Here is a 14,108-nt window from a genome sequence, read left to right as displayed (position 1 = left end):
GGTCCGCGGCGCACGGCGGCGGGACCGTTCGGCCGGGGCCGAAGCGACCGTGCGGGACCCTGGTTCCATGGCTCCCAGAGACCTCGCCGCCCTCGCGGCCCTGATCGCCGACGAGACCCGCGCCGCGTTCCTGCTCGCCCTGCTCGACGGACGGGCCTGGACGGCGGGCGAGCTCGCCCGCCACGCGGGCGTGGCCGCCTCCACCACGAGCGAACACCTGGGCAAGCTCGTCGCGGGCGGGGTGCTCGCGGAGGAGCGCCAGGGCCGACACCGGTACGTCCGCCTCGCCGATCCGGAAATCGCCCAGCTCGTGGAGGACCTCGCCGCCCGCGCTGAACCCGCCGCCCCGGAGCCGCCGCGGACGCTGCGGGCCGCGAGCGCGGGGCGGGCCATGGCCCGGGGCCGTACCTGCTACGACCATCTCGCGGGGCGGCTCGGGATCGTCGTCACCGAGGCGATGACCGCGCGCGGGCTGCTGCGGCAGGACACCGGGTTCGCGCTCACCGACCGCGGCATGACGTGGTTCGCGGATCTGGGGATCACGCTCGCCACCGCCGGACGCCGGCCCGTCGCCCGCGGCTGTCTCGACCTGACCGAGCGGCGACCGCACCTCGCGGGGCTCGCGGGCGCGGCGCTGTGCCGTCACGCGCTCGACCGCGGCTGGTGCGTGCGGATCGGGTCCGAACGGGCCGTGAAGGTGACGCCCGAGGGCGAGGAGGCGCTCCGACAAGCCCTGGGAGTAAGCCCCTTGGAAATTAGGTGAAGACCGAACCGTTCACGGCCTACCGTCACCCCATGACGAACTCCCGCACCACCTCCCGGTCGGCCCTCGCCGCCGCCGGCGTCTCCGTCGTCCTGTGGGCCTCCGCCTTCGTCTCCATCCGCAGCGCCGGAGCCGCGTACTCCCCCGGCGCCCTCGCGCTCGGCCGGCTCGTCGCCGGTTCGCTCGTCCTCGTTCTCGTGCTGCTGGTCCGGCGGGAGGGACTGCCGTCCCGCGGGGCCTGGCCGGGAATCCTCGTCTCGGGACTGCTCTGGTTCGGCGGCTACATGGTGGCGCTCAACTGGGGCGAGCAGGAGGTGGACGCGGGCACGGCCGCGATGGTCGTCAACATCGGCCCCCTGCTGATCGCCCTGCTCGGCGCCCGGTTCCTCGGCGAGAAGCTGCCGCCCCGGCTGATCGCCGGCATGGGCGTGTCCTTCGCGGGCGCGGTGGCCGTGGGTCTGTCGATGTCGGGCAAGGGGCACGCCTCGGTGCTCGGCGTCGTGCTCTGCCTGGTCGCCGCCGTCACGTACGCCGCCGGTGTCGTCGCCCAGAAGCCGGCGCTCGCGCACGCCACCGCCCTGCAGGTCACGACCTTCGGCTGCCTCATCGGCACGGTGGTGTGCCTGCCCTTCTCCTGGCAGCTGATCGGCGAGCTGGGTGAGGCGCCGGTGTCGGCCACCCTGAACATGGTCTACCTCGGCGTCTTCCCGACCGCGCTGGCCTTCACGACCTGGGCCTACGCGCTGGCCCGCACGACGGCGGGGCGGATGGGCGCGACGACGTACGCCGTGCCGGCGCTGGTGGTGGTCATGGCGTGGGCGCTCCTGGGCGAGCTGCCGGGCCTCCTGACCCTCGCGGGCGGTGTGCTGTGCCTGGCGGGTGTGGCCGTCTCGCGTTCCCGCCCGAAGACGGCGGACGCCGAGCCCGCCGTGGCGGTCACCGGCACGGTGGACGCCCCGGGCGCGGTGGACACCGTGGAGACCGCCTCGTCCGCCACCCCCGTGGGCGACGCGTCCGGCAAGGGCACGGCGGGCTCCGCTCGTTAATCGCTCGACGCCCCCACCGAGCCGCGGGACACTCCCTGCGATGACTCGACGAACCGATACGCCGCCCAGCTGGGACGAGCGCACACAGCTGTCCACCTTCCTCGACTACGCCCGTGACACGGCACGAGCCAAATGCGAGGGGGTCTCCGCGGAGGACGCCCGCAAGGCACCGCTCCCGGGCTCACCGCTGATGACGATCAGCGGGTTGATCAGCCATCTGCGATGGGTCGAGCACCACTGGGTCCAGGTGGTGTTCCTGGGGGAGGAACCCGAGGGGCCGCTCACGGAGGCGACCGACGAGGACCCCGACCCGGAGATGCGAACCGCGGTCGACATCCCGCTGCCCCGCCTCCTCACCGAGTACGAGGAGCAGAGCGCCCGTCACCGTCGCCTGCTGGCCGACCACGACCTGGACGCGAAGGCCGTGCGCCCCCTCCGGGACGGCCGGCACGTGGACCTCCGCTGGGTGATCCTCCATCTCGTCGAGGAGACCTCCCGCCACAACGGCCACCTCGACATCGTGCGCGAGCTCGTCGACGGCCGGACGGGCGTCTGAGGTCTGTCCGAACGCCGGTGTCCCGTCGGCCGCGCCGCCTGCGCGGCGCAATCGACGGGACCCCACCCCGGGACCGGTCCGGGACGGGTCCGGGACGGGTCCGGGACCGGGACGAGGCCGGGACCGGGACCGGGACCGCGGAGGGCCCGGACCCGGACAAGGCCGAGACCCGGACAGGGCCCGGCTCAGGACAGGGCCCTAGAAGACGACCAGCGCCCGGCCGCCCTTGCCCGCGACCATGTTGGCGAAGGCGCCCGGGATGCCGTCCAGCGTGATCCGCTCGGTGACGAGCGTGGACAGGTCGAACCGGCCCGCCCGGATGTGCTCGGCGAGGACCGGCAGGTCCTCGGCCGGGTTGGAGTTGCCGTAGACGCAGCCGGACAGCGTGCGGCCCCAGTGGAAGATCTCCAGGGCGTGGAACGTCACCTGCTGGTCCTTGCCGCCGATACCGACGACGGTGGTGCGCCCGCCCCGCCGCGTGGAGTCCCAGGCGGTACGGATGGTGACGGCGCGGCCCACGCACTCGACGGCCACGTCGGCGCCCTGGCCCCCCGTCAGCTTGCGGACCTCCCGGGCCGTCGTGTCCGAGGCGACCAGGTAGTCGGTGGCCCCGGCGGCCCGGGCGAGCTCCTCCTTCTCGGGCGACACGTCGACCGCGACGATCGGCCCGGCGCCGGCGATCCGGGCGGCCTGCAGCGTGGCCAGGCCCACGCCGCCGACGCCGAAGACGACGACGGACTCCCCCTGCCGGACCCGCGCCGAGTGGTGGATCGCGCCCCAGCCGGTGAGGACGGCGCAGCCGAGGAGGGCCGCCTCCGTGAGGGGGACGCCGTCGGGCGCGGGCAGCACGCAGTTCGCGGGCACCACGGTCTCCTCCGCGAAGGCCCCGACGTTGAGCCCGGGATGCAGCGTGGTGCCGTCCTCGGCGACCGCGTGCACCGCGGCCGAGCCCTTGAGGGCGTCGGCGCAGAGCCAGACCTCGCCGATCGAGCAGTGGTGGCAGGCGCCGCAGGACGGGGCCCAGTTGAGGACGACGTGGTCGCCGACGGCGACATGGGCGACGCCCTCGCCGACGGCGACGACGGTGCCGGCGCCCTCGTGGCCGAGTACCGCCGGAACGGGCACCTTCATGGTGCCGTTCGACAGGGACAGGTCGGAGTGACACACCCCGGCCGCGGCCAGGCGCACCTTCACCCGGCCGGGGCCGGGTTCGGGGAGTTCGATGCCGGTGATCTCCAGGGGAGAGCCGACGGCGGTCAGGACGGCGGCGCGGATCACGCTCTTGACTCCTCGGGGTTTCAGAACTGGAGGGACTTGGTCTGGAGGTACTCGGCCAGGCCGTGCGCACCCAGCTCGCGCCCGACACCCGACTGCTTGTAACCGCCGAACGGGGCCAGCGGGTTGAAGCGTCCGCCGTTGATGTCGACCTGGCCGGTGTCCATGCGCCGCGCGAAGGCCACGGCGGCCTCCTGGTCGCCCCAGACGGCGCCCGCGAGGCCGTAGACGGTGCCGTTGGCGATGGCGAGGGCCTCCTCCTCGTCCTGGTAGCGCAGGATCGAGACGACCGGGCCGAAGATCTCCTCCTGGGCGATGGTCATCTGCGGCGTGACGTCGGCGAACACGGTCGGGGAGACGTAGTAGCCGGTCTCCTTCGGGGCCTCGGGGCCGCCGGCGACGATCCGCGCGCCTTCGGCCACGCCCTTCTCGATGTAGCCGCGGACGCGCTGCTGCTGCCTGGCGTTGACGAGGGGGCCGACGCGCTCGCCCGGCACGTACTTGGCGACGGCCTCGGCGGCGAGCGCCACGGCCTCGTCGTACCGGTCGGTGTGCACCAGCATGCGGGTCCAGGCGCTGCACGTCTGGCCGGAGTTGGACATGACGTTCGCGATGCCGACGGCGACGGCCTTGCCCAGGTCGGCGGAGGGCAGGATGACGTTGGCGGACTTGCCGCCGAGCTCCAGGGCGACCCGCTTGACGGCGCCGCCCGCGGTGGCGCCGATCTGCCGGCCCACGGCGGTGGAGCCGGTGAAGGAGACCAGGTCCACGTCGGGGTGTTCGGCGAGCGCCTGACCCGCGACCGGGCCGAGACCCGTGACCAGGTTGAAGACTCCGGCCGGCAGCCCCGCCTCGTGGACGGCCTCGGCGAAGAGCTGGGCGGTCAGCGGGGTGTCCTCGGCGGGCTTGAGCACGACGGTGCAGCCGGCGGCGAGCGCGGGCGCGACCTTGGCGACGATCTGGTGGAGCGGGTAGTTCCACGGGGTGATCGCGCCGACCACGCCGACGGGCTCGGCGTAGACCGTGGAGTTGCCGACCTTCTCCTCGAAGGGGTGGGTGGCGGCGAGCTCGGCGAACGAGCCGGCGACGGCGATCGGCAGTCCGGTGTGGACGGCGGCCGCGAGCTGGGGCGGGGCACCGAGCTCGGCGGTGACCGTTGCGGCGATCTCCTCCGCGCGGGCCGCGAGCGCGTCGCGGAGGGCCGCGATGCCGGCCGCCCGCTCGGCGGGCGCGGTGGCGGCCCAGCCGGGGAAGGCGGCGCGGGCGGCCCGTACGGCGGTGTCCACGTCCTCGGCGGTCCCGGCCGGGACGTGCCCGATGACCTGCTCGTCCGCGGGGTTGATCACCGGGATGGTGTCGGAGGAGGAGGCTGCGCGCCATGCTCCGCCGATGTACATCGCGTCGTGGGCCTTCATCGACTGTCTCCTTGGGGCCGGCCGGTTCGTCGTCCAGACCCAAACTAGCGCTGTTAGTTTTCTGGCGCCAGGGTCGGCCGCACCCGCTGTCACGCATCCCACACCGGCCGCCCCGGGGTACCGGGACCGGCGGGCTCGCGCCGCGGGGCGCGGGCCCGCCGGGTGGACGCGCGCCCGCCGGGCGGCCCCGGAGGACTCCGTCTTGATGCCGCCTCCGGTCAGATCCGGCGGGCGACGTCGGTGAGATGGGCGAAGACGACGATGTTCGCCTCGTACCCGGTCTTGGGCGAGTACGCTCCCCCGCACGTGAGCAGCCGGAGTTCCGGCCGGCCCGTGGAGCCGTACACCTCCGTGTCGGGGAACGCGGCCTTGGTGTAGGTGCGGACCTTGTCGACCGTGAAGACGGCGACACGGCCGTCCGCCCGCGCGACCCGGATGGTGTGGCCGGTGGTCAGCGAGTCGAGGTTGAGGAAGATGGCCGGTCCCGTCAGGGTGTCGCGGTGCCCGACGAAGACGGCCGTGCCGCGCTCCCCCGGCGTGGCACCACGGGCGTACCAGCCGACGACGCGCGGGTTGTCGACCGGTGGGGAGCCCAGCCTTCCGGACCGGTCCAGGCCGATGCCGCGCACCGGTGCCTCGATCGTGATCGCCGGAATGGCCAGGCGGGTCGCGCGCGAGGGGGGCAGCGGCGCGGGGGACGGCCTGGGCGGGTGCGGCGGGCGCGCCGGCGACTTCGGTCTCACCGCCGGCTTCGGTCCCGTCGGCGGCCGGACGGCGGGTGCGGCCGCCGGCGGGCCGGGGTGGGCCGCCGGCCCGTCACCGGCGCGCCGCCCGTCCACGGCCGGGGCGGCGTTCGCCGACGGGTCGGGAGGTTCCCCGCCCTGCGCCCACCAGACCCCGCCGACGGTCAGGGAGAGGGCTCCCACGACGGTCCGCAGGAGCCGGAGTCGGCGCCGCCGCCTGCGCGCGGAGCGGGATCTACGCGGTGCCATCGGTGCGGCGCCGCGACCGGCGGACGAGGATCAGCACGGCCGTACCCGCGAGCCCGGCGGCGAGGGCCGACCCGGCGCCGAAGGCGGAGTCGTCGTCCGCGGCGACCTCGGCGCTGCCACCGCCGCCGGCGCCGACCGGGCCGTGCGGCGGGCGGGCGTCGCCGCGGTCGGCACGCCGCGCCGTGCCGACCGCCTCGTCGGCACCGCTCCCCCGGACGCCGTCACCCCCTCCGGCGCCGGGGCCGGAGGGGGCTTCCGCACCCCTCCCGCCGTCGGCTCCGGCGCTGTCCGGCTCCGCACCTTCCCCGCCGCCGTCACCGCCGTCGCCACTCCAGGCGCTTCCGTTCGGGCCCGGGGCGCCGTCGTCGGCTTCGCCGCCGCCGCTGTCACCGCTGCCTCCGCCGGCTCCGGCACCGTTGGGCTGAGGGTTGGTCAGGTCACCGGCGCAGTCGACCCGGAAGTCCTTCGCAGGGCCGGTCTCGACGGCGCCGTCGAAGGTCCAGGTGAGCTGGTACCGGCCCTCGGGCAGGGCCAGGTCGGCGGTGTGTCCCATGCCGCCGCGGAGCATGATGCGGCCCCCGGAGGTCGCGGCGCCGACCCGGGGCTGGGGCGCGATCTCCCAGTCGACCTCGCGGAGCGTCTCGAAGTTGAAGGCGGCGAGGTGGAACTGGCAGACCCGGGTGTGGTCGGCGCGGCTGTCGGGGTCGGTGCCCACGCGTTGGATCTTGAGGTCACCGCTGTCCCCGACGACGGCGTCGGCGGTGGGGGCGCCGGTCCACAGCACGCCGCCGGCGGCGAGGGCGGCGAGGGCGGTGGACAGCAGCGGACGGACGGTCAGGACGGTCATGAAGGGGTTCCTCCCGGTCGCGACGATGCCAGACAATTCGGCAGATAATCTGACTATCTGTGGCGACAGGGAGGCGGAAGGGGGCGGCAGCGCCGCGTCACCCTCCGATCTTCACCCCATCGGTCCTGGGGCCGCCCGCCCCCGCGCGCCCGGCGGGATCCGGGAGACGCCCCTTCAGCTCCTCGTGATCCCGGGCGGGCACACGACGCCGCGGACGACCGGACGGGCCTCAGACGATCCCGAACAGGAACGCCGCGGCCAGCACGACGAGGGAGGTGAGGGCGGCCCACTTGACCGTGAAGCGGGTGTGGTCGCCGAACTCGACCTTCGCCATGCCGACCAGGACGTACACCGCCGGGACGAGCGGGCTCGACATGTGCAGGGCCTGGCCGACGATCGAGGCGCGGGCGATCTCCAGCGGGGAGACCCCGTGCGCGGCGCCGGCCTCGGCCAGCACCGGCAGGACGCCGAAGTAGAAGCCGTCGTTCGACATGAAGTAGGTGAGCGGAAGGCTGAGGACGCCCGTGACCAGGGCCATGTGCGGCCCCATCCCCTCCGGGATGGCCCCGACGAGCCAGTCGGCCATGTGCCCGACCATGCCGGTTCCGGTGAGGACACCGGTGAAGACGGCGGCGGCGAAGACCATACCGGCGACGTTGAGGACGTTGTCGGCGTGGGCGGCGAGCCGGGCCTTCTGGGCCGCCGGCTGCGGATAGTTGACCGTGAGCGCCAGGGCGGCGCCGATCAGGAACAGGACCGGGATCGGCAGCAGTTCGAGGATCATCGCGGTGAGCAGGACGACGGTGAGCGCGGCATTGAACCAGTACAGCCGCGGGCGCAGGGTCGGCCGGTTCGGGTCGAGGCCGCGGAACGCCTCGTCGTCGTCATCCGCGGCGGCGGCGTCGGAGCCGCCGCCGGTCGGCGGAACGGTACCGGCACCCGTTCCCCCACCGCCCGCACCCGCACTGCCGGCGGACTTCGCACTGCCGGCGCCCTTCGCGGTAGCGCCGCCCGCCGCGACGAGCGCGGTCGCGGACTCGGGGGCCAGGGCGTCGTCCAGGCTGAGGTAGCCGATCCGGCGGCGCTCGCGGCGGCCGAGGACGTACGCCAGCACCAGGACGAAGAGCAGGCCCGCGCCGAGCGCCGGGATCATCGGGACGAAGATGTCGGCGGCGTCGACCTTCAGCGCGGTGGCGGCGCGGGCGGTGGGGCCGCCCCAGGGGAGCGTGTTCATGACGCCGTTGGCCGTCGCCGCGACCCCGGTCATGACGACCATGCTCATGCCGAGCCGCTTGTAGAGCGGGTACATCGCCGAGACGGTGATCATGAAGGTCGTGGAGCCGTCGCCGTCGAGCGAGACGATCGCGGCCAGCATCGCCGTACCGACGACGACGCGCACCGGATCGGCCTTGCAGAAGCGCAGGATGCCCCGGACGATCGGGTCGAAGAGCCCGACGTCGATCATCACGCCGAAGTAGACGATGGCGAACATCAGCATCGCGGCCGTCGGCGCGAGCTTGCCGACGCCGTCGATGACGTAGTCGCCGAGCTGGGCCCCCTGCCCCACGAGGACGCAGAAGAGCGCCGGTATCAGGACGAGCGCCGCGATCGGCGACATCTTCTTCATCATGATCAGGACCAGGAAGGTCGCGATCATGGCGAAGCCGAGGATGGTCAGCATCGAGGGCACCTCACGTTCACCGTCGAACTCGCACCGGGGAGGGTTCGCCGGAGCGGTGGTCGCGATGACGTTAGGTGCCCTCTTCAGCCGCCAACAAGGTCTTGACGCGTGAGCAATACGAGCAAAAGAACCAGGTCGGAGCGGGGGTCCGGCAGATCCCACCGGGGATGACGGGACAGCCCCTGGCGCGGCACCGGCGGGACCGGGGAGGTCACGGCAGGGGCGCCACGTCCACGGGGAAGCCGTTGAGCACGGCGGTGCCCGAGAGCGGGTCCAGCCGGGAGCCGTCGAGCAGCTGGTTCACGTTCACGCCGGGGCGGCCGGCCGCGACCGTGAGCCGGGTGCCCGGGCGGTCGTGCCCCCAGCCGTGCGGGAGGCTGACCACCCCGCGCCGCACCGCGTCCGTGACCTCCACCTCGACGTCCAGCGCGCCGCCCGCGGAGGAGATCCGGGCGGGCTTGCCGTCCGCGAGGCCCAGACGGTCGGCATCGGCCGGGTGGACCTGGAGGGTGCACCGGTTCGAGCCGCCGTTGAGGGACGGGACGTTGTGCAGCCAGCTGTTGTTGGAGCGCAGGTGACGGCGGCCCACCAGGACGAGCGCGTCCCGGCCGGCGTCCAGGGCGGCCCGCAGCCGGGGCAGGTCGGCGGCGATCGGCGCGGGCAGCAGCTCGATCCGCCCGCTGCGGGTCTTGAGGACCTGCGGGACCCGCGGCTCCAGCGGGCCGAGGTCGACGCCGTGCGGCGCCGCGCGGAGATCGTCCAGCCCGATGTCGTACGGGCCGAGGCGGAGCATCAGGTCGAGGCGGCGCTCGGGGCCGGTACCGCCGGAGAGCAGCCGCGCCTGCTCGCCGGGATCGGCCCCGTACAGCGGGGAGTGCCGCTGGGTGACGGCCTTGGCGAGCGCGGTGTCGACGGCGAGGTCGTCGACGGCCGACGGCGGGGCGCCGTGCATGCCGGAGACGGCGAGGATCAGCCGGGCGTGGATCTCGCACTCGTCCATGCGGCCCTCGTCCAGCGGGACGGCGGCCGGGGTGAAGCGGGCCTGGTTGCGGATGGCCAACCCGTTGAAGGCGAAGTCGAAGTGGGCGCTCTGCGAGGGCGGCGGCGGGGGCAGCACCACGTCGGCGTGCCGCGTGGTCTCGTTGAGGTACGGGTCGACGGCGACCATGAAGTCGAGGGCGTCCAGGGCCTCGTCGAGGCGCCGCCCGTCGGGCGCGGACAGCACCGGGTTGGCGGCGATCGTGATCACGGCACGGATGCGGCCCTCGCCCGGGGTCTCGATCTCCTCGGCGAGCGCGGCCGTGGGGAGTTCACCCTTGGCCTCGGGGTGACCGGAGACCCGGCTGCTCCAGCGGCCGAGCGCGAAGCCCCGCCCGGGGCCCGCGGGGCGGGGCGCGGGGGCGGTCGCGGAGAGCGGGAAGAGGGCGCCGCCGGCGCGGTCGAGGTTGCCGGTGAGGATGTTGAGGACGTCGACGAGCCAGTTGGCGAGGGTGCCGTACTCGACGGTGGAGCTGCCCATCCGTCCGTAGACGGCGGCCGAGGGGGCGGCGGCGAGTTCGCGGGCGACGTCGCGGATCGTGGCGGGGTCCAGGTCGCAGGCGTCGGCGACGGCCTCGGGGGTGAACTCCCGTACCGCCGCGCGCACCTCTTCGACACCCTCGACGTGGGCGGCGAGGGCGCCGAGGTCGGTGAGGTCCTCCTCGAAGAGGGTGTGGGCGAGCGCGGCGAGGAAGAGCGCGTCGGCACCGGGACGGATCGCGATGTGCCGGTCGGCGAGCGCGGCGGTACGGGTACGGCGCGGGTCGACGACGGTGAGGGTGCCCCCGCGCCGGCGCAGCGCCTTGAGCCGGCCGGGGAAGTCGGGGGCGGTGCACAGGCTGCCGTTGGAGTCGAGCGGGTTGGCACCCAGCATGAGCAGGTGCGCGGTCCGGTCCAGGTCGGGCACGGGGATGGCGAAGGGGTCGCCGAACAGCAGCCCGCTGGAGACGTGCTTGGGCATCTGGTCGAGCGTGGAGGCCGTGAAGAGGTTGCGCGTGCGCAGGGCGCCGATCAGCAGGGGCGGGTAGAGCGCCCCGGCCATGGTGTGCACGTTCGGGTTGCCCAGGACGATGCCCACGGAGTCCGGTCCGTACTCCTCGACGAGGGGACGGACGCGGGCGGCTATGAGGTCGAACGCCTCGGTCCAGGTGGCCTCCCGCAGGACGCCGTCGGTACGGACGAGGGGGGTCCTGAGCCGGTCCGGGTCCGCGTCGACCTCGCCGAAGGAGGCCCCCTTGGGGCAGATGAAGCCCTGGCTGAAGACGTCGTCGCGGTCGCCGCGGGCGCCGGTGACCCGGGTACCGGACAGGGTCAGGGTCAGCCCGCAGGTGGCTTCGCACAGCGGACAGATGCGCAGGGCGTTGGAGGTGGCGTCGGACCTGGCGTCGGGCATGGCGGTCTCCCCTGGGGCGGCGACGGGCTGCGCCGAGCATACCGACCGGTAGGGATGATGGGGAGGGTCTGGCCGCGGGCAGCGGACATCGTCCGGCCTAGATCGGCAGGAGCCGGGCCCGGATACCTCAGGACAGAGCGGGCGCCAGGTACGCGTGGAGGAGGGCGCGGGTCTCGGCGATGAGGGCGGGATCGCCGGACGGGTCGGTGCGGAAGGCGAGTTGGAGCAGCGCGTCGGTGGCCTCGACCCCGACGAGGATCTTGCGGCGCAGGACCTCGTCGTCGGCCCGGGCGAGCGGGGCGGCCAGCAGCTCGCAGAGCCGGCCGGCGACCAGGTGGTTCGGGTCGTCGTCGCCGGCCTCGCCGGGTGCCGGCACCCCGAAGTCGACCAGGGCGAAGCCGGGCACGGTCCGCTTCATGGCGATGTACTCGTCGAGCACGGTGTCGATGGCCCGGCGGGCGTCGATCGCCGGGAGCGCGGCGAACCGGGCGGTGATCCGCTCGGCGTAGCGGTCGAGGTTGCGGTGGGCGAGGGCGGCGGCCAGGGCGCGCTTGTTGCCGAAGAAGCGGTAGACGGAGCCGATGGGGACGCCCGCCCGGACGGCGACGGCCCGGGTGCTGAGCTGTTCGTAGCCGGTCTCGTCGAGGAGTTCGGCGCAGGCGTCGAGGATCCGGGTGAGCCGCTCGGCGCTGCGCTGCTGGACGGGGGTGCGGCGCAGGGCGGGCGGTGTGGGCGGGTGGGTCGGGCGGGGCTGGGGCACGGGGACCATGATGCCGCTCCGCTCGGGGTCAGGCGATGAGCAGTCCGATACCGCCGAGGGTGTACGCGATCATCAGCGCGAACAGCGGCAGTTGGCCCGCCACCGCCCGGGCGGGCGGGAAGAGGCGGACCGAGCGGTCGTGGGCGGCGACGACACCGAGGACGTGGCCGGTGACGATGGCGGCGACCTGGAGGGTCGCGAGGCCGCCGGGGGCGAGGGGCGGGTCCGGGGCGAGGGCGTTGTCAGTGCCCGCTGCCATCATGACGGTACGTGGCCCTTCGGTCACGAGGAGTGTGAAGTAGTGGGCGACGAGATAGCCGAGGGCGATCGGCAGGAGGGAGTGGGCGAAGGCGGTGAGGGGGTGGGTCAGCGAGCGGGTCATCAGGCGCAGGGCGCCGGCGCAGATGCCGTAGAGGGCGGCGACGAGGGCGACGGTGGCGAGCAGGCCGAGGGTGGCGGTGACGGTCGGACCGAGGGGGGAGGTCTGGAGAGCGGTGAGCCAGCGAGGGTGGTCGGACAGGCCGTCGTAGGCGGTGGAGCCGAGGAGGACGCAGACGCAGGCGACCAGGCCGGGGGTCTGGGGGGTGGAGTCCAGGCCGTCGAAGGGCGAGCGCAGGACGAGCCGGCCGTCGGCGCGGCGGCCGAGCGGGGAGAGCCGGGCGAGGAGGGAGGAGTAGACCTCGAAGGGGTCGGCGTGGGCGAACCAGCGGGCGCCGTGGCGGGCCGCGCCGAGGAGCTGCACGGCCGCGTACACGGCGAGGAAGGCCAGCAGGGTGGGGGTGGCCGCCGGTTCGGGGGCGGCGAGTTCGAGCCAGGCGAAGAGGAGGAGGCCGGCGGCGGCGGGGCGGATGCCGACGGCGGCGGGCAGGGGCCGTGGGGTGCGGGGTGCGGGCAGCAGGGAGTGGACGGCGCGCAGCGGGTTGAGGAGGCGCCAGACGGGGCCGAGGAGAAGGGAGGCGGGGACGAGTCCGACCCAGAGCAGGACGTAGACGGCGCCGGGCGCGGGATTGCGCTCGGGGTCGTCGGGGCCGAGGAGGAGGTGCAGCAGGACGGTGACGGCGGCGGCGAGGCCGAGCGCGCGCAGGGCGACGCGGGTGGCCCGGGCGTCGGCGACGCGCTGGACGGCGGCGGGCAGGGGGCGGCCGGCGGCCGCCCCCCGGAAACGGGAGGCGGACCAGAGGAGGCCGAGGGCGAGGAAGGAGACGAAGAGCGCGGCGAAGGCGCCGGCGTAGGCGTAGAAGGGCGAGAGCGGGAGGTCGTGCCGGGAGCCGACGCCGTGGGCGAGCGGCAGGAAGGGGACGGGGGTGGCGGCGGTCACCGGACGACGAGTTGGGTCAGTACGAGTCCGGACTCGTGGGTCTCGACGTCGAAGAGGCCGGTGCGGTCGACGGTCAGGCTGATCGTCCCCGGCCGGCCCGGCTGGAGGGCGAGTTCGCGGTCGTAGCCGTGGACGTGCAGGGTGTCGGCGCGGTCGGCGGTGACGCGGAGGGTGAGGCGGTCGCCCTTCTTCAGCTCGACGCGGGAGGGGCGGGGCCGGACGGAGGTGCCGGTGACGGTGATGGCGACGGTACGGCCGGGGTCGGCGGTCGGAGAGGGGGACGGAGCCGAGGACGCCGCCGTCGGCAGGGGGGCGGCTGCGGCGCCCGGGCGGAGGGTGGCCTCCACGGGCTTCCCGGCGACGGCCCAGACGGTGTGGTCGTCCGCGTGGAGGCGGACGGTCAGGGTGCGGGCGCCGGCCGGGACGTGGTGCCACGGGCCGTAGAGGCGGGCGGTCTCGCGTCCGTCGACGAGGAGCCGGGCGTGCCCCCGGCCCGGTATGGCGGCGCCGCCGACGCTCTCCGGGGTGAAGCGGAACCTCTCCACGGTGAGGTGGATGTTCCAGCCGCCCTCGGAGTCGGGCCGCGCCTCGACCCGCACGGCGGGGGCACCGGCGGCCGGCACCTCCCGCAGCCGGTGTCCGGACTCGTCCTTCGCCGCGAGCAGCGTGCCGCTGCTCCCGGTCGCCTCCTGATGAGTGGTCCCCGGCTTGTGGTGGGTCGTGGCCCGCCCGCCGCAGCCGCCGGCGAGAAGGGCGGTCAGGACGACGGCGAGGACGACGGCCACGGAGGCGCCGGGCCGCGACGCGGCGCCGCGGGAGGCGGCAGGGCGCGTTGCCGTGCCGCGGGTCGCGGCGGGGCGCGACGCCGTACGGTCGCCGGGCCGGGCACGCCGGGCGGACCCGGTGCGCCTGCCGGACCCGGTGCGCCGGGCGCCGTGGGCTGATTCGACGGGGGCGGCGCCGGCGGGGTCGGGCGTGTCGGCGCCGCGGGCGGGGTCCCCCGTGGAATCGCCGCGGGCCGAGT

General features: G+C 74.7%; 12 protein-coding genes. 3 read left to right on the top strand and 9 right to left on the bottom strand.

Features of this window, described 5'->3' with window-relative positions:
- Positions 1-67: 67 nt before the first annotated feature.
- Genes ACE1OA_RS27725 through ACE1OA_RS27715 form a run of 3 tightly spaced genes read left to right on the top strand, consistent with a single transcriptional unit; the run spans position 68 to position 2,365 of the window.
- The gene (locus ACE1OA_RS27725; protein WP_384869717.1) at positions 68-763 is read left to right on the top strand and encodes an ArsR/SmtB family transcription factor; all 696 of its coding nucleotides are present in this window, start codon (positions 68-70) and stop codon (positions 761-763) included.
- A 32-nt stretch (positions 764-795) separates the two neighbouring features.
- A complete protein-coding gene (locus tag ACE1OA_RS27720) occupies positions 796-1,809 on the top strand; it encodes a DMT family transporter (protein ID WP_432753548.1) in 1,014 nt (337 codons plus the stop codon).
- A 40-nt stretch (positions 1,810-1,849) separates the two neighbouring features.
- Positions 1,850-2,365, top strand: coding sequence for a DinB family protein (locus ACE1OA_RS27715; protein WP_432753547.1), 516 nt, complete (start codon positions 1,850-1,852; stop codon positions 2,363-2,365).
- A gap of 198 nt (positions 2,366-2,563) precedes the next feature.
- Here ACE1OA_RS27715 and ACE1OA_RS27710 read toward each other — a convergent pair whose 3' ends face one another.
- The 9 genes from ACE1OA_RS27710 to ACE1OA_RS27670 all read right to left on the bottom strand — a co-directional run bounded on the left by ACE1OA_RS27710 (position 2,564) and on the right by ACE1OA_RS27670 (position 13,869).
- Positions 2,564-3,643, bottom strand: coding sequence for a zinc-binding dehydrogenase (locus ACE1OA_RS27710; protein WP_356778718.1), 1,080 nt, complete (start codon positions 3,641-3,643; stop codon positions 2,564-2,566).
- A 20-nt stretch (positions 3,644-3,663) separates the two neighbouring features.
- Positions 3,664-5,055 carry an aldehyde dehydrogenase family protein gene (locus ACE1OA_RS27705; protein WP_356601088.1) on the bottom strand — a complete coding sequence of 464 codons (1,392 nt, stop codon included), beginning with the start codon at positions 5,053-5,055 and terminating at the stop codon, positions 3,664-3,666.
- A gap of 218 nt (positions 5,056-5,273) precedes the next feature.
- A complete protein-coding gene (locus tag ACE1OA_RS27700; protein WP_384869722.1) occupies positions 5,274-6,047 on the bottom strand; it encodes a class F sortase in 774 nt (257 codons plus the stop codon).
- A complete protein-coding gene (locus ACE1OA_RS27695) occupies positions 6,034-6,894 on the bottom strand; it encodes a hypothetical protein (protein WP_384869723.1) in 861 nt (286 codons plus the stop codon). The genes ACE1OA_RS27700 and ACE1OA_RS27695 overlap by 14 nt, the downstream gene beginning before the upstream one ends.
- Positions 6,895-7,123: 229 nt before the next feature.
- Positions 7,124-8,575, bottom strand: coding sequence for a CitMHS family transporter (locus ACE1OA_RS27690; RefSeq protein ID WP_432753546.1), 1,452 nt, complete (start codon positions 8,573-8,575; stop codon positions 7,124-7,126).
- Positions 8,576-8,786: 211 nt separating this feature from the next.
- Positions 8,787-11,006, bottom strand: a complete 2,220-nt coding sequence (locus ACE1OA_RS27685) for a molybdopterin oxidoreductase family protein (RefSeq protein ID WP_432753545.1) — start codon at positions 11,004-11,006, stop codon at positions 8,787-8,789.
- 127 nt (positions 11,007-11,133) lie between these two features.
- On the bottom strand, positions 11,134-11,775 hold the full coding sequence (locus ACE1OA_RS27680) for a TetR family transcriptional regulator (RefSeq protein WP_384869729.1): 642 nt from the start codon (positions 11,773-11,775) through the stop codon (positions 11,134-11,136).
- 19 nt (positions 11,776-11,794) lie between these two features.
- A complete protein-coding gene (locus ACE1OA_RS27675) occupies positions 11,795-13,084 on the bottom strand; it encodes a hypothetical protein (RefSeq protein ID WP_432753544.1) in 1,290 nt (429 codons plus the stop codon).
- On the bottom strand, positions 13,081-13,869 hold the full coding sequence (locus tag ACE1OA_RS27670) for a hypothetical protein (protein ID WP_384869765.1): 789 nt from the start codon (positions 13,867-13,869) through the stop codon (positions 13,081-13,083). The genes ACE1OA_RS27675 and ACE1OA_RS27670 overlap by 4 nt, the downstream gene beginning before the upstream one ends.
- Positions 13,870-14,108 lie beyond the last annotated feature (239 nt).

The sequence above is a fragment of the Streptomyces sp. JL2001 genome (genome assembly GCF_050917515.1).
GTDB lineage: Bacteria > Actinomycetota > Actinomycetes > Streptomycetales > Streptomycetaceae > Streptomyces.
This window is presented reverse-complemented; position numbering and strand designations above follow the sequence as displayed.